This window comes from Acinetobacter towneri, assembly GCF_001758345.1.
In the GTDB taxonomy this organism is placed as follows: domain Bacteria; phylum Pseudomonadota; class Gammaproteobacteria; order Pseudomonadales; family Moraxellaceae; genus Acinetobacter; species Acinetobacter towneri_A.
Genome location: NZ_MKQS01000023.1, coordinates 17,665 through 38,977, shown reverse-complemented (window position 1 = coordinate 38,977; position 21,313 = coordinate 17,665). Strand labels below are relative to the sequence as shown.

Annotated in this window: 21 protein-coding genes and 1 pseudogene; 11 read left to right on the top strand and 11 right to left on the bottom strand. The window is 41.5% G+C overall.

Annotation, left to right across the window (positions count from 1 at the left end; translation table 11 throughout):
- The 4 genes and pseudogenes from BJN41_RS14840 to BJN41_RS11230 all read right to left on the bottom strand — a co-directional run.
- Positions 1-242: pseudogene (locus BJN41_RS14840) on the bottom strand (IS701 family transposase); the annotation flags it as partial.
- Between the two features lie 39 nt (positions 243-281).
- On the bottom strand, positions 282-1,379 hold the full coding sequence (locus BJN41_RS11240; RefSeq protein ID WP_070155282.1) for a DUF6670 family protein: 1,098 nt from the start codon (positions 1,377-1,379) through the stop codon (positions 282-284).
- A gap of 40 nt (positions 1,380-1,419) precedes the next feature.
- A complete protein-coding gene (gene pssA, locus BJN41_RS11235) occupies positions 1,420-2,244 on the bottom strand; it encodes a CDP-diacylglycerol--serine O-phosphatidyltransferase (RefSeq protein ID WP_070155280.1) in 825 nt (274 codons plus the stop codon).
- Between the two features lie 42 nt (positions 2,245-2,286).
- Complete coding sequence (locus BJN41_RS11230) at positions 2,287-3,144, bottom strand: 23S rRNA (adenine(2030)-N(6))-methyltransferase RlmJ (RefSeq protein WP_019836941.1); 858 nt, start codon at positions 3,142-3,144, stop codon at positions 2,287-2,289.
- Between the two features lie 116 nt (positions 3,145-3,260).
- Between BJN41_RS11230 and BJN41_RS11225 the strand changes: the two genes are divergently transcribed.
- Both BJN41_RS11225 and BJN41_RS11220 read left to right on the top strand, forming a co-directional pair.
- Positions 3,261-3,863, top strand: coding sequence for a 2OG-Fe(II) oxygenase (locus BJN41_RS11225; protein WP_019836940.1), 603 nt, complete (start codon positions 3,261-3,263; stop codon positions 3,861-3,863).
- Between the two features lie 86 nt (positions 3,864-3,949).
- Positions 3,950-4,477 carry a hypothetical protein gene (locus BJN41_RS11220; RefSeq protein ID WP_070155279.1) on the top strand — a complete coding sequence of 176 codons (528 nt, stop codon included), beginning with the start codon at positions 3,950-3,952 and terminating at the stop codon, positions 4,475-4,477.
- Between the two features lie 62 nt (positions 4,478-4,539).
- Here BJN41_RS11220 and BJN41_RS11215 read toward each other — a convergent pair whose 3' ends face one another.
- The 3 genes from BJN41_RS11215 to BJN41_RS11205 form a co-directional block, all read right to left on the bottom strand.
- On the bottom strand, positions 4,540-4,797 hold the full coding sequence (locus tag BJN41_RS11215; RefSeq protein ID WP_026438086.1) for a DUF2789 family protein: 258 nt from the start codon (positions 4,795-4,797) through the stop codon (positions 4,540-4,542).
- Positions 4,798-4,978: 181 nt separating this feature from the next.
- Complete coding sequence (locus BJN41_RS11210; protein WP_070155277.1) at positions 4,979-5,227, bottom strand: DUF2789 family protein; 249 nt, start codon at positions 5,225-5,227, stop codon at positions 4,979-4,981.
- A gap of 100 nt (positions 5,228-5,327) precedes the next feature.
- Positions 5,328-5,795, bottom strand: a complete 468-nt coding sequence (locus tag BJN41_RS11205) for an Lrp/AsnC ligand binding domain-containing protein (RefSeq protein WP_070155275.1) — start codon at positions 5,793-5,795, stop codon at positions 5,328-5,330.
- 138 nt (positions 5,796-5,933) lie between these two features.
- Between BJN41_RS11205 and BJN41_RS11200 the strand changes: the two genes are divergently transcribed.
- The 4 genes from BJN41_RS11200 to BJN41_RS11185 all read left to right on the top strand — a co-directional run bounded on the left by BJN41_RS11200 (position 5,934) and on the right by BJN41_RS11185 (position 10,361).
- Complete coding sequence (locus tag BJN41_RS11200; RefSeq protein ID WP_070155273.1) at positions 5,934-7,199, top strand: D-amino acid dehydrogenase; 1,266 nt, start codon at positions 5,934-5,936, stop codon at positions 7,197-7,199.
- Between the two features lie 59 nt (positions 7,200-7,258).
- The gene (alr, locus tag BJN41_RS11195) at positions 7,259-8,374 is read left to right on the top strand and encodes an alanine racemase (RefSeq protein WP_070155271.1); all 1,116 of its coding nucleotides are present in this window, start codon (positions 7,259-7,261) and stop codon (positions 8,372-8,374) included.
- A gap of 75 nt (positions 8,375-8,449) precedes the next feature.
- Positions 8,450-8,806, top strand: a complete 357-nt coding sequence (locus tag BJN41_RS11190; RefSeq protein ID WP_070155269.1) for a RidA family protein — start codon at positions 8,450-8,452, stop codon at positions 8,804-8,806.
- A gap of 121 nt (positions 8,807-8,927) precedes the next feature.
- On the top strand, positions 8,928-10,361 hold the full coding sequence (locus tag BJN41_RS11185; protein ID WP_070155284.1) for an amino acid permease: 1,434 nt from the start codon (positions 8,928-8,930) through the stop codon (positions 10,359-10,361).
- Positions 10,362-11,056: 695 nt separating this feature from the next.
- Here BJN41_RS11185 and BJN41_RS11180 read toward each other — a convergent pair.
- The 3 genes from BJN41_RS11180 to BJN41_RS11170 form a co-directional block, all read right to left on the bottom strand.
- Complete coding sequence (locus BJN41_RS11180) at positions 11,057-12,043, bottom strand: malate dehydrogenase (RefSeq protein ID WP_019836931.1); 987 nt, start codon at positions 12,041-12,043, stop codon at positions 11,057-11,059.
- 204 nt (positions 12,044-12,247) lie between these two features.
- Positions 12,248-12,895, bottom strand: a complete 648-nt coding sequence (locus tag BJN41_RS11175; protein ID WP_070155267.1) for a ribonuclease T2 family protein — start codon at positions 12,893-12,895, stop codon at positions 12,248-12,250.
- A gap of 108 nt (positions 12,896-13,003) precedes the next feature.
- Positions 13,004-14,890: a lytic transglycosylase domain-containing protein gene (locus BJN41_RS11170; protein WP_171257440.1), complete on the bottom strand. Its 1,887-nt coding sequence runs from the start codon at positions 14,888-14,890 to the stop codon at positions 13,004-13,006.
- 358 nt (positions 14,891-15,248) lie between these two features.
- Between BJN41_RS11170 and miaB the strand changes: the two genes are divergently transcribed.
- Genes miaB through ybeY form a run of 3 tightly spaced genes read left to right on the top strand, consistent with a single transcriptional unit; the run spans position 15,249 to position 18,343 of the window.
- Positions 15,249-16,703 (top strand): tRNA (N6-isopentenyl adenosine(37)-C2)-methylthiotransferase MiaB, encoded by a 1,455-nt coding sequence (miaB, locus tag BJN41_RS11165; protein WP_070155263.1) that lies wholly within the window; start codon positions 15,249-15,251, stop codon positions 16,701-16,703.
- Positions 16,704-16,742: 39 nt separating this feature from the next.
- The gene (locus BJN41_RS11160; RefSeq protein ID WP_070155261.1) at positions 16,743-17,816 is read left to right on the top strand and encodes a PhoH family protein; all 1,074 of its coding nucleotides are present in this window, start codon (positions 16,743-16,745) and stop codon (positions 17,814-17,816) included.
- Between the two features lie 44 nt (positions 17,817-17,860).
- The gene (ybeY, locus tag BJN41_RS11155; protein WP_019836928.1) at positions 17,861-18,343 is read left to right on the top strand and encodes an rRNA maturation RNase YbeY; all 483 of its coding nucleotides are present in this window, start codon (positions 17,861-17,863) and stop codon (positions 18,341-18,343) included.
- 288 nt (positions 18,344-18,631) lie between these two features.
- Here the strand turns inward: ybeY and BJN41_RS11150 are convergent, their stop codons facing one another.
- Positions 18,632-19,489, bottom strand: a complete 858-nt coding sequence (locus BJN41_RS11150; RefSeq protein ID WP_201787569.1) for an energy transducer TonB — start codon at positions 19,487-19,489, stop codon at positions 18,632-18,634.
- Positions 19,490-19,763: 274 nt separating this feature from the next.
- Here BJN41_RS11150 and BJN41_RS11145 point away from each other — a divergent pair, with 274 nt between their 5' ends.
- Both BJN41_RS11145 and BJN41_RS11140 read left to right on the top strand, forming a co-directional pair.
- Positions 19,764-20,438: a hypothetical protein gene (locus BJN41_RS11145; RefSeq protein ID WP_026438082.1), complete on the top strand. Its 675-nt coding sequence runs from the start codon at positions 19,764-19,766 to the stop codon at positions 20,436-20,438.
- Positions 20,439-20,583: 145 nt separating this feature from the next.
- On the top strand, positions 20,584-21,297 hold the full coding sequence (locus BJN41_RS11140; RefSeq protein WP_019836925.1) for a DUF3108 domain-containing protein: 714 nt from the start codon (positions 20,584-20,586) through the stop codon (positions 21,295-21,297).
- Positions 21,298-21,313 lie beyond the last annotated feature (16 nt).

Below are 21,313 nucleotides of genomic sequence, written 5' to 3'. Positions count from 1 at the left end.
AAAACAGTATCATCAATACTGACTATAAGTTTATTATTATCAATATGTTGAATTGCTTCTTGATATAGGTCGTGAGGTGTGTAGTCTTCACGCTCTAGAAAGCGATTTACACTATCATGCGAGATATTATAAGTCTCGGCAAGTTGTGTGCAGCTAATAGAGTTCGGTTCTGTCATGAGAAAGCCCATATAAATGGGTAGAGTACAAGTTGCTGTAGAAGCATTTTTAATTCGTCTGATCACAGATACTTTATAAAGTATTTTAATACTTTTTTGAATCCGTCAATGCGTAAGTCCTAATTTCTTTTTCTTGATCATAAAAGGTTCAGGATTCAGGACTACATCTGGCATTTTTTCTGGTTGATCATATTCTTGCCACTTCAGTGCGCGGCAGTCGATATATTCACAATAGCCGCCTTCACCTTGTTGTTGATCACCATTTATAGCCAACTGATATTGAAAACTTCCGACATAACCTGCCGCAGCCCCAAATTTAAAATCACCACGACTCTGCGCTTGTAGATGAACTGAGGTGCCATCTTCATCTTGATAGTGCCATTCAAACTCGCGTGGTAAATACATGCACTGACCTGTTGGCGTTTTTATTTTTGGATAAACCCGTTGAATATTAAATTGTACTTGCCCATCAAATACCCGAGTTTGCTCGGTGTTCGCATCTCGCAGATAGATTCGAGATTGCAAAATTCGATTCAGCACATCACGGCTTTGTAGCAATATCATTTGTTGCTGATGATTCAGATTAATCACCTGATAGCAAAAAAATGCCACAGCGAAATAAGGAAACTGGATGGAGCGGGCAAACTCAAAACTGCCTAATTGCTCAATCTGAAAATGCTGATCTTTATAGCGCACACTTCCCTGACACTGACACAACAATGACCAATGTTCTGCCAAATTCATTCGCAATTTGGTGAAATATGAAATTGTAGAGCTTGTGGTGATCTTTAAATCGAAGCTAAGTTCGCTATCTTCACGTTGCATATAAAATTGCGGAAAATGTCCTGTAATGCGTTCTTTATTGGCAAACTGAAAATACTGTGCGGTAAATACGCAATCGTGTTGTATTGAATAATGATTGGACTGTCCCACCATGTGGGGACTACTACTACAAAGAATACTGGCCGTATCTAAAGCTGAAGTTGTAATCACATTTTCAGGGCGCAGCATTGCAGTATTTAGACTGCCCAATAAGCCGATAAAGTTGAGATAATGTAAAGGTGCAGGCAAGTTAGGAAGAATTAAGCCCTGATAGATAAACTTATAATGATGTTTCGGGGCGTGATAAGGCAGTTTGGCGGTTGCCGCAGGAGTTTGATTGAGTTGTTTGGAACGATCGAGAAAATCTTGAAACAGCTGCATATCAAACTCCTTGTGAGTTGATGCTTTTATGAAAGCTTAATTAACTCACTGCATTTTTTCTTGCCATAAAAGTGGTCACGAAACCTGAAAGCGCATAAATAATTGAAATCACTAAAATTCCTACAGGGATATTGTACGTCATGGCTGCAAGGATAAATACTGCGATTGGCAATACAAAAAACGGCACACGCTTACGGTCAAAGGTTTTAAATGAATAATATTTAATATTGGAAATCATCAACAATCCTACTGCAATAATAATCACAGCATTGAGGATTTGTAGTCCAGTTTCACGAATATCATACAGTTCAGGAAAGTCCCGACCTACCCAAACCAAAGACACGATAATCAGTGCTGCCAAAGGACTTGCCACACCAATAAAGTAGCGTTTATCGACCACACCAATTTGCACATTAAAACGCGCCAAACGGAATGCGGCACAAGCCGTATACACAAAGCAGGCTGCCAAGCCGATACGACCTAAATCGTGCAAACTCCAGCTATACATCATAATCGCAGGTGCAACGCCAAAAGCAAGCATATCGGATAATGAATCAAACTGTTCGCCAAATGGACTTTGAGCACCAATGGCACGTGCCACACGACCATCTAAGCCATCAAACAATGCTGCTAGAAATATGGCATAGATGGCTTGGCTAAATTCGCCATTCATACTCGCAATAATGGAGTAAAAACCCGACAACAAGGCTGCCGTGGTAATCAGGTTTGGCCACAGATAGATACCACGACGTTTCACCTTTTGCCCTTCACGGGTATGTTCTTCTTCCACCACTTCAAATGTAATTCCGTCATGCTCAAGATCACGGGAACTATATTCTCCTTCGGGCTTTGATGTGTTTGTCATTATTTTGTGTCCTAACTGTAACCTGAACGTCTATTTAAATTTTTATTCGCCAACTAACCAACGCACTGCAGCATGTCCACCGTGTTCTTGCATACGCAAGTGTGGGAACAACCATTGCAAGGCTTCATCTGCATCTTCAGAGAATTTCCATGGTGGATTAATTACCAATAAACCACAACCGTTTAAACCCACAGGAGTATCATCAGGCCATACACAAATTTCACAAATAAGTTGACGGCGAATCCCTGTTTTAAACATTTTCTTTTCAAAACGTTCAATCATGGCGCGGTCTTTAATTGGATACCACACAGCAAATACGCCTGTTGGCCATTTTTTATGTGCAGCAGCCAATAATTCTACCAACTGTGGGAAATCTTTACGTTCTAATTCATACGGTGGATCAATCATCACCAAGCCGCGTTTTTCTTTCGGTGGAATGACGCCCAATAAACCTTCGTAAGCATCACGCTCATGTAGACCTGCGCGCTTGTCACGAATGTTATGACGTAATTGCTGGAATACATCGCGCTGCATTTCAAAAATAGTCGCTTTATCGATGTCACGCATGCCTTGTAAAGCAAACCACGGCGAACCCGGATAAGCACCTTGCCCATCCACTTCACGCATTGCTTCAACCAGTTTTAAATACTGCTGTACACCTTGTGGTGCCTGACGTTTGATTGAATCATCTAGTTTCACTAAACGATGAATACCATTTAAAAATTCACCCGATTTTTGTGCAGGTGCTAAAGATAAGTCATATTTACCCGCACCGCCATGTGTATCGACATAGCGATAAGGTTTATCTTTGGCATTTAAACGTGTCAAAATTTGCAGCAATAAAACATGCTTCATGACATCGGCAAAGTTGCCCGCATGGAAATGGTGACGATAATTCATGTTTGGTTCATTCCTAAAATCAACCGACATTTTAGCATGAAAAAAAGTTTCATTCAGGAGCTTGTATTCCTCTAAAATAACCAACTCTCAATTTCATCTTTTTCTGAGTATTTTATATGGACGCTACACTTCTCCCAAAGTCCTGGAATGTTGATCGAATTCTTGAAGATTTGGATCAACATGGTTTTGCAATAATTGATGATGCTTATTCACCCGAATATCAACAACAATTGCTGCTAGAGTGTAGTCAAAATTTAGATCAATTTCGTGAAGCAGCCATTCAAAATGGTGTGGTCAGCAAAATTCGCAGTGATCATATTTTATGGATTCACGAAGATTTAAGCATTGCACAACAACATACCCAAACCCTTTTGGCTTTGGCCGAACAATTCAATCAAGCATTTTATTTAGGGATTCGTGAGGTCGAAGCACATTTTGCCAGCTATCAAGCAGGTTCTTTTTATGCTTTGCACCGAGATAATCCACAACAAAAAAATGATCGGGTGATTTCTGCTGTCTATTATTTACATCCTGAGTGGCAGACAGATTGGGGAGGACAACTACGCTTACAAGACAAACATGGAGCATGGCAGATTATAGAACCACGCCCAAATCGGATTGCGATTTTCCAAAGTGATTTATTACATGAGGTTTTGCCTGCGACACAGCAACGTCTTTCCATTACCGCATGGCTACGCAGCCGCAACCAACTTTGGTAAAGATAGACCGCATTTTTCAGACTATTGGCTTTAAAACTGTAAGTTTGCCCCGATGTAGAACAAATATTGCTATCAGGAACTCACCCATGCGCAACTCGACTCAACATCTTATTCAACGTATTGGGGAAACCGACCAACTTTTTTTACAAGGCAATACGCCTGAATTGGCATTAGAACGTGCCGATTTACGCTTACAATTGGTGAGTTTGAGCGAGTTACGCCAAGAACAAATTTATTTTTTACAAGAAGCCATTGTACTGTTAGAACAAGGTCGGGTTGAATTTGAAGAAATGCCGGTGACGTTATATATCAATTTGTCTTTGCATTTAGCCAAAGCCTATATGATGTATTTTGAACTGACCCGTGATGCGAAATACGCCTTAATTACTCAACAAATTTTAAAAGCCATGACCCATTATGCACATGGGGATATTTTCTTTTTCTTAGCTTATGCGAGCGCCAGTAAAAATGAAAGCGCACTGTGTCGCCACTGGTTAGGTAAATACAGTAAAACTGCCGAATTTGATTTGGAACTTTTACAAATTCACCCTGCATTTAATGCCTATCAAACTGAAGTCTGGTTTAAACAAATTCTTAAAAGCAGAATGCATTAAAAAAACGCCTCGTTCTGAGGCGTTTTTAATGAAAACATATTAAAGATGATAATGACTTGAACCTAAACAGCTTGTAAACGATAAGCATCTAAATGCAATTGTTGATTGAGTTCATCAATCCAAATGGCCCAATCATCGTCTTGTACCAAATGACTGATTAAAAATTCACGTTGTGATTTATTCCAAAACGGCGCTTCATGTAAATTAATATGTGCAGGTAATTGATGCGTACGTACATACAGTTCAATGGCTGCAGGGCTGCTGGCTAAACCGAGTTGGCTGAATAACATGGCTAATGATGGAGTATTTTGCATGAGCACCTTGCCCCCTTTTATTAGTTTCATTGTAATTCCTTATTCAACCAACTTATAACACTTTGTATAAAAAACCCAGCCTTTCGACTGGGTTTGTTGTATCTTTTTGTGAGCACGCAGTTTACTGGCGCTTTTTTGATGAAATTTTTTGATTTCACTTAAGTACTTTTTTTAACTTACATACAGATTAAACACTCGGATGTTGATCGCTATGTAATTGCTCATTTAAAGTTTCAATCACAATGGCCCAATCATCATCTTGTTTCCAGTGACTTAGCAAAAATTGGCGTTGCCCTTCCGTCCAAAACTCAGCACAATGTAATTTCGTTTCTGCAGGTAATTGATGGTCACGAATAAATTGATCAATTGCTGCTTGGTCTGCATCTAGACCCAATTGTTCAAATAACAGTTCTAAAGTCGGTTGTTGGTCAAACATGCCATCCTCCTTTGGTTCGCCTTGTGTTTTACATGACCTTAACCTGCTATGAGGCACAATTCAGCAGTAGCCGAGTTGCAGCATGTTATTTTTTGTACAACTATACACTCAAATCTAAATACGTACTTTCTTTAACTTCCTCCATCACTACATAGCTATGTGAGGATGCCGAGGCAGGTAGTTTTTTTAAAATATTGCCTAGCAACTTACGATAGGTACTCATTTCCTTTAAACGCGCTTTGACTAGATAATCAAAGTCCCCAGAAATCAAATGACATTCTAAAACTTCAGGAATATCTGCCAAATCTCGTGCAACTTGCTCAAACACATCGCCTGATTTTGCAGAAAGCTTAATTTCTAAAAACACCAATAAGCGTTTATCTAGTAATTCTGGGCTTAAACGGGCGTGGTAACCCATAATAATCCCATCACGTTCCAAGCGTTTTACCCGCTCTGAGCAAGGCGTGGTCGACAAATTGACCATCGCTGCCAACTCACTAATTGCGATTCTGCCCTGCTTTTGCAATATATCTAAAATCATCCGATCTATACGGTCTAATTTACGCATCTAAAATCCCTGTTATTTTATAGTTTCTGCGAATTATCCTACGAATTCACTAGAATTTTACCCTAAAAATAGCAAATTTCACTATTGAACCAAAAATATACTAGTTAAATAAACTAGGGATAGCGTTAGGACAAGCACATGCGTGTAATTGTTTTAGGTAGTGGCGTCATTGGAGTGACCAGTGCTTATTATTTAGCAAAACAAGGGGCTGAGGTCACAGTATTAGACCGTCAGGCCGGCCCTGCAGAAGAAACCAGTTTTGGTAATGCAGGACAAATTTCACCAGGTTACTCTACACCGTGGGCTGCACCGGGTATTCCATTTAAAGCTGTGAAATGGATGTTTCAGCATCATGCGCCTTTGGCGGTTCAGCTTGATGGCAGCATGTGGCAATTGCAGTGGATGTTACAAATGCTGAAAAATTGTAGCGCCAATCAATACGCAATTAATAAAGAGCGCATGCTTCGTGTTGCAGAATATAGCCGTGATTGTTTACGCAGCTTGCGTCAAGAAACAGGTATCCACTACGAAAACCGTGCCAAAGGTACCCTGCAAATTTTCCGTAAAGAAGTACAACTTGAAGCTGTGCAACGTGATATTCAAGTCCTACAAGAAACTGGCGTAGACTTTAAATTGCTCGATGCTGCAGGTTTGACACAGGTTGAACCCGCCTTAGCCAATGCTCAAGACAAATTAGTCGGCGGCTTACATTTACCCAATGATGAAACGGGTGATTGTTATTTATTTAGCAAAGCTTTAGCTCAACATGCCAAGAACTTAGGGGTTAATTTTCAATTTAATCAAAAAGTTGAACGACTCATTGTAGAAGGCAATGCTATTAAAGGTGTGTTGGTCAATGGTCAGGTACTGACAGCAGACCGCTATGTACTGGCATTTGGCAGTTATTCACGTGATTTTTTAAAGCCTTTGCATCTCGATTTACCCGTTTATCCAGTAAAAGGATATTCACTCACTATTCCAATTATTCAGCCAGACTTAGCACCTCAATCTACCGTTTTGGATGAAACCTATAAAATTGCGATCACACGTTTTGATCAACGTATTCGCGTGGGCGGCATGGCTGAATTGAGTGGCTTTAATTTGGGCTTAAATTTAGACCGACGAGCAACTTTGGAAATGGTGACGCATGATTTATTTCCAGGTGGAGATCTGCAACAAGCTTCTTTCTGGACAGGATTACGCCCAATGACACCAGACAGCACACCAATTATTGGTGCAACACAGTATCCAAATTTATTTATTAACACAGGACACGGCACTTTAGGTTGGACTATGGCGTGTGGTTCAGGAAAGTTGATCAGTGATTTGGTGATGGGACGCAGTACAGAAATTAGCACTGAAGGTTTATCTCTGCAGCGTTATCACACCACCTTAGCAGCTTAGTTTATAAACATACAGCGAACGGATTAAACGCAAAGTCAATTTGTTCAAGGAAGAACTTTATGTCACGACCAATACGGGCATGGATTCATTTAGATGCCTTAAGTCATAACTTAGCGATTGCTCGATGTCATGCAAAAAAATCAAAAGTGTATGCCGTGGTTAAAGCCAATGCTTATGGACACGGTATTGAACGGGTCTACCCTGCTTTACAACAAGCAGATGGTTTTGCCTTGCTTGATCTCGCTGAAGGAAAACGCTTACGAACTTTGGGTTGGCAAGGCGATATTTTATTATTGGAAGGCATTTTTTCTGTACAAGACTTACAGGATTGTCACGACTTTAATTTTAGTTTTACCGTACACAACACCCTACAAATTGAATGGTTACAGCAATTTCAGTCTAGCCATCCCACAGCGCGATTTCATATTTTTGTCAAAATGAATGCAGGCATGAATCGGTTGGGTTTTGCACCTGAAGACTATGCTCAGGCTTGGAAGCGCTTGCTTGAATTAGAGATTGTAGCGAGTCTGACACACATGATGCATTTTTCAGATGCAGATGGTGAACGTTTTGGTATCTCGGGAATTCAGCAACAATATTCGCAATTCCAACACATCATTCAAGCATTTCCTGCAGCGGTGACCGTCAGTAACAGTGCAGCAATTTTACGTCACAGCCATGAGCTCCACTCTGACATTGTCCGTGGCGGCATCATGCTTTATGGCAGCTCTCCTGACTATCCAAAGCATTGTAGTCAAAGCTGGCAATTACAACCTGCCATGAGTTTGCGTACAGAAATTATCTCCATACAGACTTTGGTGGCAGGTCAAAGTGTCGGCTATGGTTCCAACTTTGTAGCGGAACACCCTATGCGCATCGGTATTGCTGCTTGCGGATATGCCGATGGCTATCAGCGCACTTCTCCAACAGGCACACCTGTGTTGGTCAATGATTGTAAAACACGTCTGATTGGTCGGGTGAGCATGGATATGTTGGCCGTCGATCTCACCCATGTGACCGATGCCGATATTGGTGCCGAAGTGGTGTTATGGGGCAAATCTGCTGCAGGTACTTTGCTAAGTATTGATGAAGTTGCGCATGCCTCAGGCACAGTCGGTTATGAGTTAATGTGTGCCGTCACACCGCGCGTGCCTTTTTCTATTGCAGCCACATAAGAAATGTTTTCCATATTTTAATTATACGTTTGACCCAGTTGCATTTATGCACTCCCTCTCCACAAGGAAATAGTGATGCCCAATTCTATCCAACATTTACACAGCAATGATTTTATGAGTGCTGTGACTGTATTTAATCATGTGGTTTATCTTTCAGGACAAGTTCCAAGCAATCCTGAAGCCGACATAGACGCTCAGACACGAAACGTGTTCAATACCATTGAACAACTTTTAGCTCAGGCCAATAGTGATAAATCACACTTGCTTTCTGCACAGCTCTTTTTAAAAGATCTTGCCGATTTTCCAGTGGTCAATGCCTTATGGGCAGAGTGGTTGATAGACTGTCCTAAACCTGCACGTGCAACCATTCAAGCAGAATTGGTCAATCCAAACTGGCGTATTGAAATTGCAGTTACCGCAACACAGTTATAAACCGTAGCATTTAAAATCTTCCTCATATTTAAAGGAATTGCGCTAAATAGGATTTTCAGCTTGCTTAAGCGAACTCAGTACGCCAATGGCTACCGTTAAAAAACTCAATAAGGACATTGAAATGACACAAACTTCGCAAAATTCTTTGCAGTCTCCTCCGGATCAACTGCAGCGCAAATTGTCCAACCGACACTTACAGTTAATTGCCATTGGTGGCGCGATTGGTACAGGGCTGTTTATGGGCTCAGGCAAAACCATCTCACTGGCAGGACCTTCTATTCTGTTTATTTACATGATTATTGGTCTAATGTTTTTCTTCTTAATGCGCGCTTTAGGTGAAATTTTATTATCCAATCTGCATTACAAATCTTTTATTGATATGGCGCATGACTTAATTGGTCCAGGAGCTGCCTATTATATTGGCTGGTCGTATTGGCTTGGTTGGGKTTTGGTGGGTATTGCAGACTTAGCAGCCATCATTAATTATCTCAACTTTTGGCTACCCGCCGGGGTTAGCTTTACCCCCACAGGACAAGCCTTAATTAGTGTGGGATGTGTTTTATTTGTACTCGGACTCAACTTACTCACAGTTAAACTCTTTGGTGAAATTGAGTTTTGGTTTGCCCTGATTAAAATTTTAGCCATTTTGGGTTTAATTTTTATTGGTGGTTTTATGGTGCTCAACCACTTTCAATCCCCTGATGGTACGGCGTCAAGCTTCAGCAATATTTGGGCACATGGCGGCATGTTTCCACAAGGCGGCAATGGCTTTTTAGCAGGTTTCCAAATTGCCTTATTTGCTTTTGTCGGGGTTGAACTTTTAGGCACAATGGCTGCAGAAACCAAAGACCCTGAAAAAAATCTACCTAAAGCGGTAAATGCGATTCCAACTCGCATTATTCTGTTTTACGTCCTGTCTTTATTGGTGGTTATGTCTGTAACGCCTTGGAACCAAATTCCTGCCGATCAAAGTCCTTTTGTTTCCTTATTTCTACATGCAGGAATTCCAACCTCTGCGATTATCATGAATTTAGTAGTACTGTCTTCAGTGATGTCATCGATGAACAGTGGTGTGTTTTCTACCAGTCGCATGTTATTTGGTCTAGCCAGAACCAAGCAGGCGCCRCAGGCTTTGGCACGCTTATCCAAACGCGCTGTTCCTGCACAAGGACTGATTTTTTCATGCTTCTTTATTATGGCGGGTGCAGGTTTACAATATTTTGTACCCAATACCATTGAAGCATTCACTTTGGCCAGCTCTCTGTGTGTGATTTTATTTATTAGTATTTGGGGACTAATTATGGTGTGCTATTTGCGCTATCGTAAATTACAACCAGAATTGCATGAACGCTCAACCTTTAAAATGCCAGGTGGTGTGTGGATGAGCTATGTTGTACTTGTCTTCTTGTTTTTCGCCTTAATTATTTTAAGCTTAGAACCAGATACTCTTAAAGCACTTATCGTCAGCCCATTGTGGGTGATCCTTCTTACCATCACCTACCGATTATTGTATTTACCAAGAGTCAGAAAAAGTGCAGCTTTAGAACGAGCTTAAACCGCTACTTGCTAAAAACTGAAAAACCCATCCAATTCAGGATGGGTTTTCTATGTGGTGAAAGTCATTCAAATTAATCCTTCAAATCAATATTGAATATCTACAACATTCAATTTCCAAAACCTTGTTTAGGCTAAAAAAAACCCTCAATGCACACAGACTGGTTTTTTTCTACGCAAATTTAAAGTTAGCAACTGGTCAATTTTGCGGGCTGTAGCGTTTAACGTGAAAATAAGAATGGATGCAATTTCACACCGACGTTATTTAATAAATACTCCTGCTAGAAGTAAAAACCAAAAGAAGCGTAATCCAACATCATCCCTAAACCACCCATCAAAACTTACAATGCTTGATTTAGATCCACAATTTGAAATGCGCCAATGGTACCGACAACAATGAAGATAAAAGCCCCAAAACGAAACATCCGATCTTTGGGCACTTGCAACAATAACGGATATAACAGAGAGAAGATTTGAAAAAGGAAACGCGCGTATTCCACCCAATTCACATTATCATGTAGGTCTATCAACCTATTTTATATCTCGCCATCAGTTTTTATATCTGATAAACCATACAAACTAAAATGATGATAAGCATTTAATTTCAAAAAAATAAAGTGTAAAAAAATGCCAGTCAACGTTTAGTTTGACTGGCATCACTTCCAAAGAAGTTTTAACTTAATCTAGCAGATTAAATTATTTAATCATGTCAGCAATTGCTGCACGTTCTTCTTCAAGTTCGTTTAACGTGAAGTTGATACGCTCGCGGCTAAACTCGTCAATTTCAAGACCTTGAACGATTTTGTATTCGCCATTTTCGCAAGTTACAGGGAAACCGAACATTACGCCTTCAGGGATACCGTAAGAACCATCAGAAGGAATACCCATCGTTACCCATTCGCCGTTTGTTCCAAGCGCCCAGTCACGCATGTGGTCAATTGCAGCGTTTGCAGCAGATGCGGCAGAAGATAAACCACGTGCTTCGATGATCGCAGCGCCACGCTTACCAACTGTAGGAAGGAATACGTCTTTATTCCATTCAGCATCGTTGATTTTGTCTTTTAAGCTTTCGCCATTTGCAGTTGCAAAACGGTAGTCAGCATACATTGTTGGAGAGTGGTTACCCCAAACTGTCATTGTTTTGATGTCAGAAACAGCAACGCCAGCTTTTTGAGCAAGTTGAGTTAACGCACGGTTGTGGTCAAGACGTAACATTGCTGTGAAGTTTTTCGCTGGAAGATCTGGAGCAGATTTCATTGCGATATAAGCATTCGTGTTCGCTGGGTTACCAACAACTAGAACTTTAACGTCACGGCTAGCAACTTCGTTAAGTGCTTGACCTTGACCAATAAAGATTTCGCCGTTTACTTTAAGAAGGTCAGCACGTTCCATACCAGGACCACGTGGACGAGAACCAACCAATAACGCGTAGTCAGCATCTTTAAATGCAACCTTAGGATCATCAGTACCGATCATGCCAGCCAATAATGGGAAAGCACAGTCGTCAAGTTCCATCATTACGCCTTTAAGCGCAGCTTGAGCTTTCTCAAAAGGAACTTCTAATAATTGAAGGATAACTGGTTGGTCTTTACCCAACATTTCACCGCTAGCGATACGGAATAATAGGCTGTAACCAATTTGACCAGCAGCGCCAGTAACGGCAACGCGAACAGGTTGCTTCATGTAATTATCTCCAATTGAGAGGATAGTCAATGCGATTAAATAGCTGTTCTATCTAATCTTAATAATCATAAACGCGAAAGATTGTACTCCAATCATTCATCAGATGCATGCAAAAGCACATCAAATTCCACAAAAGTCTGATAGAAAATATGAATAAAATTTCTCAAAAATCTTAAAAGTCAAAAAATACAGGCACCTAATATGCTAGTAAGAACCTTTAATAACAAACTGATTCGGGCAATTGGATTCAACCGCCGCACTACACTGCTTGTAGCGCCCTGCAGTGTTATAACAAATTTTGATTTCAGTTAAATAACTTTTGCCTTGATGGTTAGAGCACTGAAAATGCACGCTTTTAAATGACATACCTGAATTGGACTTGAGAAACAAACTTCGCAGTTGTGACAATTGCACGCTCTGCGTGTCTTGCCCTGTCAATACCGAAGGCACGTTAATCCGATCAGCATTGTTAATGATCATCCGGAAATATTGGCTGGCATTCATGGGCACACAGCCACCAATGGCTTGCCACAATTGTACCCGTGCAGCTTCATCAGGCATGACCCGCGCCACCACTTTGGCTTGCAAAGGCGGCAACTTCGCCGATGACTGAGTACTGCACTCACGCGCAGCAACTTCAGGATATAAGCCTTCAATATTCAGTGAATAGCCTTCTAAACATTTACGCTTTTTGCTTTTACTCGAATCGATTAAACACACGGCGGGCGTCATTTGCACAGACATCACATAGCCTTGCACGGGGGCAGAAAATGCATTTTGCGTACACAAAACCAAAGCTGCACCACACAAACCGAGCAGTGTCACTTGAATTGGCTGTAAAACTGTACTCATCCACACTTTCAATGCTTCAGCCCCCTTACGATTTTATGCGTCCAATATTCTACACATCTAACGACCGACACGATCATCAAGCTGTATCACTTATAAATTTTCTCTAATCTAAGGTGTATTTCGCGGTGGAATATGTTGCATACGACTACTTATCGATTGTCCACCTTGCCCCAACAACACACCATAATGTGTGGCATTGGTCATGACATGCTTGACATAGTCACGTGTTTCTAACAATGGAATACTCTCGGTATATTGGTCTGCAGCAATCGCTTGAAACTCGGGCTGCCAACGGCGCGCGCGGTTCGGCCCTGCGTTATATCCCGCTGTGGCGAGCACTGGACTATTGCTTAACTGCCTCTGAATGGTCGACAAATAAAATGTGCCATAACGAATATTGGTATTCATATCACTTAGCGCGGCAGGATTATAAGTTTCACCCATTTGTCGTGCAACTAAACGTGCCGTATCGGGCATGATTTGCATTAGCCCACCTGCGCCGACATGCGAACGCGCAGTAGTATTAAAACGGCTTTCCTGACGCATCAGTCCATAAGCCCAAGCGGGGTCGATACCTGCATTTTGACTGTGGCTCACCACATAATTACGGTGCGGCATGGCATATCGATAACTATAGTTGTGCTTATTTACAGTGCGATCTGCTGCATAAATAGCACGATCATACCAACCCATATCGGTCGCACGCTTAGCCGCTGCTAAAATCAAACCATCATCCTGTCTTAAATACGCCTGACGTACCGCCCAGTTCCATTCACGGTTGACATAATTGGCAGGTGCATTAATTTCACGCAAAGCAAAGGCACGGTTAAAGTGAATATCCTGATTCAAACGTTGTAAGTCATTGGTACTTGGTTGCGTATTMGCAGGAATCGTGTTGTAGGTTTGCCCAAGACGATCTTTCGCCAACAAGTTGTGATAATCATCACCCTGCGCCAGTTTTTTATAAATATTTTGTGCACTACGTTTCGACGCTGCATCATTGCGTTGTTCTGAAGCACGTGCCAACCAATATTGCCAACGATCTTCCTGTTTTTGAGTCACGCTCATGCTGTCTACAGCACGAATCACACTTTCCCATGCACCAAAACGAATCGCCTGACGGGCATAAATTTCTGCTTCTTCGGGACTAAAAGGTAAGCCATAACTGGCATCTAAGGCATTTAACACTTCACGGTTAAAATTGTTCTTCATGACTGTAGTGCCGCCAATATATCCCACAGCACGATATAAGGCTTTTTGTACCGCTTCTGGCGTACCTTCTACAATGCGTTTTAGTGAAGAAAGTGCCGAGTTTAAATCGCTATCGGCTAAACGTCCGATCGCATAAATAAGATAAGCATGGTCTTCATTGCTTGCTTTAGGCGCAGACCACAAATAATTCAGTGGATTGGCTTGAATACTGTTCAATTGTGCCAAACTTATATTCATACCTAAACTTTGCGCAGTCGCTAAAGCGAGTCCTGACTGCCCTGCACGCAATTGTGCCCATAAGCGTTGCTGTTTATCTTGCTGAGTCATTAACGGACTCGACAGCATCATGCGTCCCAAACCTGTACAAGATTCAGGTTGTGTACTGGTGTTCAGCCACACATCCTTAAACTCTGCGACCACCAAAGGATCACCCGAACGGGTACGGACTTGTGCTATGGCACAGCTTTCGGCTTGATCGGCATTACTCACATAGGCAAGCACAGGTTGGGGACTGCTAAAATCGGCCTGCTTCACTTTTTCTTCGATGTAATCTGCTGCGAGTTTTTCCGCCATCGCCGATTGTGGATGGCGCTGTGCAAACTGCACAATGGCACTGGCAGGTTGCATACCTAAATTGGTGTTCAACGCCCAGTATTCAGGATAGTAACCCAAGACATCATTTTGCATGGCATGCTGATACTGCTGCAATAAATCGACATCACCTGAATTAGCTGCGCGCAGTGCATCATTAAACTGTTCATTTGCGGCATGCGTACCTGTCATTACGGCAAGCGAGACCAGACTTAATACAAGCTTTTTCGTTAATTTATTATTTTGTTTCATCATTTGCAGCATTCGCTTGCCTTCAGTCATTTACTTTTGCCTCGAGGTTCGCATCCAATCATTTAACTTAGTTTAATTACTCTAGAACCCCAGTTGTGTTCTGTTATGTAACCTTCTGATTAGACGATATTAATCTTGAAATCAAACTGCCAACAATTTTACTCCACATTTCAAGTATGTGATGCATGGATTAAAGTCTGTCAGTTTATCTTGAATTCCTGCTAAAATACGCCCCTTTGTTTTATCTATTCCGTTTATTTTTTTAAACGAACACGTGAATTATCTCTTAGGAGCCTACATGACGGTTCAAACCTTCATCCCGAATGGTGCCCAAGCTGCCTCAGAAAACACTGTTACCCAGCCACAGCACACCCCAGCCGACGGTTCAGTTAAAAAACTGTATATCGAAACGCAAGGGTGTCAGATGAATGAGTATGACAGTCACCGTATGGCAGACCTTTTGGGTGACTCGCACGGTTATGTGTTGACCAGCAACCCTGCCGATGCCGATATTTTGCTCATGAACACCTGTTCAATTCGTGAAAAAGCCCAAGAAAAAGTATTTTCTGAATTAGGCCGCTGGCGCAAGCTTAAAGAAAAAAATCCCGATTTGGTCATTGGTGTAGGCGGTTGTGTGGCTTCTCAGGAAGGTGATAACATCCAAAAACGTGCGCCGTATGTGGATATGATTTTTGGTCCACAAACCTTGCACCGTTTGCCACAAATGCTTGATCAGCACCACGATCAGATTGAAAAACCAAAAAAAGAAAAAATCAAACTGGTGGATATTTCTTTCCCAGACATCGAAAAATTCGACTTTTTACCTGAACCTCGTGTAGAAGGGTTTAAAGCCTTTGTGTCGATTATGGAAGGCTGTTCAAAATACTGTTCTTTCTGCGTAGTTCCCTACACACGCGGTGAAGAAGTGTCACGTCCTTTAGATGACGTCTTGGCTGAAATTGCGACTTTGGCTGAAAAAGGTGTACGTGAAATTAGCTTGCTCGGTCAAAACGTGAATGGCTACCGTGGTGAAACTTTTGACGGCAAAATTTGTACTTTCGCTGACTTACTGCGTTTGGTTGCCGAAGTACCTGGTATTGGGCGAATTCGCTACACCACATCACACCCGCTAGAATTTAATGATGATTTGATTCAATGCTACCGTGATTTACCGCAAATGGTGTCGCATTTACACTTGCCTGTGCAAAGTGGCTCGAATGATGTATTACAAGCCATGAAACGTAACCACACTATTGATGTGTATATCGACAAGATTGCCAAATTACGTAAAGTACGCCCAGACATGCACTTATCTAGCGACTTTATTATTGGCTTCCCAGGTGAAACTGATCAAAACTTTGAAGAAACTTATCAGTTTATTCAAGATATGGATTTTGACCATTCCTATAGTTTTATCTACTCAAAACGTCCGGGAACACCTGCATCTGAACTTGAAGACACCACACCTGAAGATGTTAAAAAAGAGCGTTTAGCCAAAGTTCAGCAATGGATCAAACAATCCAGTATTGATAAGACCGATGCAATGCTCGGAACAGTACAACGTGTCCTGATTGAAAATGTTTCCGACAAAGACCCGAACATTTTAGTGGGCACAGCCGACAATACACGTTTAGTAACATTTATTGGTGACCCTGCTTGGGTCGGACGCTTTGCGGAGATTGAGATTACCGAGATTAAAACTTTGAATTTAGTTTACGGTGAACTCTTGAATCTTGAGCCTGACGTGGCGTAATGTAAGAGCTAAAGTCCAATAACAGATTAAGGAATTCTCTTGACTGCAGCGATTCGACGTACAGTAACTTTTCCTGGCATTTCAATGGAACGTCTAAAAAGCATGCTCGGTGCTTATAACGGACATTTGAAACAAATCGAACAACGTCTAGACGTGCAAATTTCCCATCGTGGTGACGCCTTTTTTATAGATGGGGAAATTGATGCAGTTGAGCGAGCCGAAACGCTCTTGCAACGCCTGCATGAAGAAGCGGAAAGCTCTGCACAAATTAGTGCAGATACGCTCCACATGATGATTCAGGGCAGTCAAACTGACCGTGAATTACAATCGGATGATGGGCAAGAGCATACTGGACTAGATGCTGTTTGGTTGCAAACCCGCAAAGGGCGTATTAACCCACGCGGTGCCAACCAAAAGCGTTATGTGCAGCGTATTTTGCAAAGCGATATTTCCTTTGGTATTGGCCCTGCAGGTACGGGTAAAACCTATTTAGCCGTTGCTGCTGCCGTAGATATGCTGGAACGCAATGAAATCCAACGGATTCTATTGGTGCGTCCTGCGGTTGAAGCGGGTGAAAAACTGGGCTTTTTACCAGGTGATTTAACTCAGAAAATTGACCCTTATCTGCGCCCACTATACGATGCCTTGTATGAAATGTTGGGTTTTGAAAAAGTCGCCAAACTCATTGAACGTCAAGTGATTGAAGTTGCACCACTGGCATATATGCGTGGTCGCACCCTCAACCACTCTTTTGTGATTTTGGATGAAGCGCAAAACACCACCCCTGAACAAATGAAAATGTTCCTGACACGTTTGGGCTTCGGTTCACGTGCAGTCATTACAGGTGACGTGACTCAGGTCGATTTACCACGTGGTCAGCAATCTGGCTTATCACATGCTTTGCGGGTACTGGAAAATGTGCATGAAATTCACATTACCCGTTTCCACTCTCGCGATGTGGTACGTCACCAGTTGGTGCAAAAAATTGTTGAAGCCTATGAAGGCTGGGACAGTGAGCAACAGCGATTAAGTGCCGAAGCACGTGCAGAACGTAAAGCGCGTCAAGAAGCATTAATTGCGGAAAATGACGCCGCAGCAGATGCACAGCATTAATTGCTATGTGTTCTGCAACGAAACTGAAGAATTAAGGATTCATTTTGAAATTAAGTTTGAGCCTGCAACAGGACATTCAAGCGCCTGAGCTAGTGTTAAAACGTGCCTATTTGAAAAAAGTAGTCGAAACCACTTTAAGACATTTAGACACCCAAAGTGATTGTGAAATTGGAATTGCTTGTGTCGATCATGCCGAAAGTCACAAGCTCAATTTGGAATATCGCAAAAAAGACAAATCTACCAACGTCTTGTCTTTTCCAAGTGATTTACCCGATGAAATGGCACAAGTTTTACCGAGTTTCCCTATTGGTGATTTGGTGATTTGTATTCCTGTGGTTTTGCAGGAAGCTGCAGAACAAGCTAAAACACCATTGGCGCATTTCACTCACATGTTGGTACATGGCACGTTGCACCTTATGGGCTATGATCATGAAACCTCAGATGCAGATGCCGAAGAAATGGAAGCTTTGGAAATAGAGATTCTTGCCAAGTTGGGTTTGGATAATCCATACGTGGAAAGAGATTGAATTTGAAGTTCTAGAAAACTATAAAAATAGCGGGCTAAGGCTCGCTTTTTTGTTTAAAACCGCGCTCTCTCTGACTCTATCCCAAAGAGAAGGAGAACATTTATTGGAATCTTATGATTGTTGAAACTAGAAGGATATGGCTGCGTACAAGAAAAGATCTTGTTTTTCTTACTTTATCAAGTCATTCCTGAAATTCTCAGTAGAAAAAAACATAAGCAAGAATCTATGATGGTTAGACACTACACGAAATCCTCTCTCCTTTTGGGAAAGAGTTAGAGAGAAAGAAAACTAGCGCACTTCAAATTCAGCTTCGGCAGGGTCAAAACGCCACGTTCGCACAATCCGCAATTCCGAAATATCTTTCATTTTCGCATCAAATGCACCAAAAGGTGCAGCTTTGCGTACCGAAGCTTTGGCTGCTTCATCTAACATGGCATGACCTGAACTTTCAATTAAACGAATGGCACGAATCCCACCATTGCTGTTTAAAACTACCATTAAACGCACCTCACCCGCTAAATTCTGTGCTTTGGCCTGTTCGGGGTAATAGCGGTTGCCATAAAACTCGACTTTTTGACGGAATTTTTCCATATAGCCCGCAGTGTTATCTTGCTTGGCCTGAATTCCATCAATGGTTTTAATTTTTTGCTGACGGCTAAAGTTTTGTTGGCGTTGTAAATATTGCGCTTCAATACTGGCAACCATGGCCGCCTTAGCTTGAAATTGACTATTCAACTCCTGCATGGCTTTTTTGCGCTGATTTTCTGCCGCCTGTTTCTGCCAACTGAGCGTGGTCATCAACACTTTTTCTTTAAAGTTTAATTCACGCTGTTGCTGCATACGCTCTAAACTTTCTAATTCCTGCTCCCCTGCACTTTGTTCGGTCATGGGCGCAGGCATGTCACTCGAGATGCGATGTTGTTCACGGAATGTACCTGAACCTTGCTGGTCGGCTTGAGCTAAGAAATCTGCATCTTCAACTTTTGCATCGCTCATGCGTACCGATACCGCAATTTCCTTGACCGCAGCATCGCTTTGTTGTGGTGCAGCAAACTGCACTGCCAAAATTAATGCGTGCAGTACAGCAGCCACCAGCAACGCTGCAGCAAAAATAGGATCTTTCCACCAATTTTGCGCAGAAGGCATCAATTGAATTTTTTTTAGCATCACATTAATCCGACAAAAAGTCTGATTCCCCAAGCCGCCAAATGCGGTATAAACTAAAGAGCATTATAACTTTGCTCAGTTTTTGCTTTATTGCAAAACTGCAAAGTTCATCAAAAACTGACTACTGAGCCTTAAATCTTAAAAATGGTGCAACTTATTTTGTTAAACTGCAAGCTTCTATTCCTGTATTTTTAATACAATTCGACAAAATATTTGTATCTGTAAAGAATAAATGACCGACTTGGACAGCCGTATGCAAACCCTGATCACCAATATCTCTCAACGTATCCGTCAAGTGTACCAAAAAGCTGAAGGATTTATTGAGGATGAACGTGAATTTCCATTATCTCAGGTCTTTTTAAATGCGACTTTTCAGCGCTTTGTGACCGATAATGTGAAAATGTTGCAAGATCTGCATGCAGACTTACACGACGATTGGTTACGTCTTTACGCAACCCTAGATTATAACGGTTTGAATATTACTCTATCTGTCGATTTAAAATTGGTGCTGATGGAATTGAATAAAGATACTCAGCTCATCGTGTTTGAACAAATTAGTGACACGCAGGTCATTGAGGCGAGTTATCCAAGCTTTTTACATAAAATCGCGGTTAAGTGTGCTTTATTTTACTATCAAAAAATACGCAATGATGACCCTTTGGGCATGATTTTGGAAAAACTCAAAGTTATTAAAGTCAAAGATGATTTACTGCATTTAGACTTAAATCGCTGGTTAGGTAAAAACCGCTCTATCATTGATACACTCAGTAAAGTTCATGTGAATCATGCGGTATTACGCGAAGCGGAATTGGTCCTGACTGGCAACGTCAATTTGACCGCATTGTTCCGCAAAATGTCTGAAGAAAAACTAGATAATGTGGAAGACTCTCTTGCAGATACCCAAGTCACACCGCTGAAACAAAAATAAAGCGAGACTAAAACTTTGCAAGAGAATTCGTACAGAAAAACGACACTTACCGCATATTTCCTAATCTTCTCTTCATATTCAACACCTATAATGGCAGTAAGCAAGTAAATTGCATCTCCCTATTTACAGAGGAAATATCTCAGCAATGGCAAATCATGTATTGAAAAAAATGGGTATGGCAGCCAGTGTGTCTACAGCACTGTTCATGGCTGGTTTCTCTAGCCAAACATTTGCCATGAGTCCTTTCCAAGCCAGTTATCAATTTAACTACAATGGTAAGAACTTAGGTTCTGCAACACGAACTTTAAGCAAAACAGGTAACCAATGGAGTTATGTGTTTGCTGCTAAAGCTGGCGTAATCGCTTCTGCCACAGAAACTAGTCGTTTTAGTTTTAATGATGGCAAAATTGGCTCATCTAGCTTCAGCCGCAGCAGTAAGATTTTGGTGCATAACAATACCATGAGTATTAATTTCAATCCTTCGGCAAAAACTATTAACACCAAAAAGGACGGCGATACCCGTTCTTTTGCGTGGAAAGCGGGCGTGTTGGATGAGTTGAATGCAGAGCTGCAAATCCGTGAAGATTTAAAAAGTGGCGGTTTAAAATCGAGCTACTATATTGCCGACCATAGCGAGGTTGAATCACGTCGCTTTATTAAACAAGGTGCCGAAAAGATCAAAACCAATTACGGTACTTTTGACACGATTAAAGTGGTGCTAAAACACAACAAACCGAACCGTGATACGATTTTCTGGTTGGCACCTAAACTTGACTACTTGCCTGTAAAAGTCACCCACCAAGACAAAGACAAGTCTTATGGCTTATTGCTCACAGGCTATAAAGGTCCAACCAGCTAATTTAGAATATAGTGGC

Coding starts and splice junctions, on each gene's coding strand:
- BJN41_RS11240 (WP_070155282.1), bottom strand. CDS start 1,379: ATGCAGCTGTTTCAAGATTTTCTCGATCGTTCCAAACAACTCAATCAA.
- BJN41_RS11140 (WP_019836925.1), top strand. CDS start 20,584: ATGGCAAATCATGTATTGAAAAAAATGGGTATGGCAGCCAGTGTGTCT.
- BJN41_RS11205 (WP_070155275.1), bottom strand. CDS start 5,795: ATGCGTAAATTAGACCGTATAGATCGGATGATTTTAGATATATTGCAA.
- BJN41_RS11175 (WP_070155267.1), bottom strand. CDS start 12,895: ATGAGTACAGTTTTACAGCCAATTCAAGTGACACTGCTCGGTTTGTGT.
- pssA (WP_070155280.1), bottom strand. CDS start 2,244: ATGACAAACACATCAAAGCCCGAAGGAGAATATAGTTCCCGTGATCTT.
- BJN41_RS11145 (WP_026438082.1), top strand. CDS start 19,764: ATGCAAACCCTGATCACCAATATCTCTCAACGTATCCGTCAAGTGTAC.
- BJN41_RS11180 (WP_019836931.1), bottom strand. CDS start 12,043: ATGAAGCAACCTGTTCGCGTTGCCGTTACTGGCGCTGCTGGTCAAATT.
- BJN41_RS11150 (WP_201787569.1), bottom strand. CDS start 19,489: ATGCCTTCTGCGCAAAATTGGTGGAAAGATCCTATTTTTGCTGCAGCG.
- miaB (WP_070155263.1), top strand. CDS start 15,249: ATGACGGTTCAAACCTTCATCCCGAATGGTGCCCAAGCTGCCTCAGAA.
- alr (WP_070155271.1), top strand. CDS start 7,259: ATGTCACGACCAATACGGGCATGGATTCATTTAGATGCCTTAAGTCAT.
- BJN41_RS11210 (WP_070155277.1), bottom strand. CDS start 5,227: ATGTTTGACCAACAACCGACTTTAGAACTGTTATTTGAACAATTGGGT.
- BJN41_RS11190 (WP_070155269.1), top strand. CDS start 8,450: ATGCCCAATTCTATCCAACATTTACACAGCAATGATTTTATGAGTGCT.
- BJN41_RS11200 (WP_070155273.1), top strand. CDS start 5,934: ATGCGTGTAATTGTTTTAGGTAGTGGCGTCATTGGAGTGACCAGTGCT.
- BJN41_RS11230 (WP_019836941.1), bottom strand. CDS start 3,144: ATGAATTATCGTCACCATTTCCATGCGGGCAACTTTGCCGATGTCATG.
- BJN41_RS11220 (WP_070155279.1), top strand. CDS start 3,950: ATGCGCAACTCGACTCAACATCTTATTCAACGTATTGGGGAAACCGAC.
- BJN41_RS11225 (WP_019836940.1), top strand. CDS start 3,261: ATGGACGCTACACTTCTCCCAAAGTCCTGGAATGTTGATCGAATTCTT.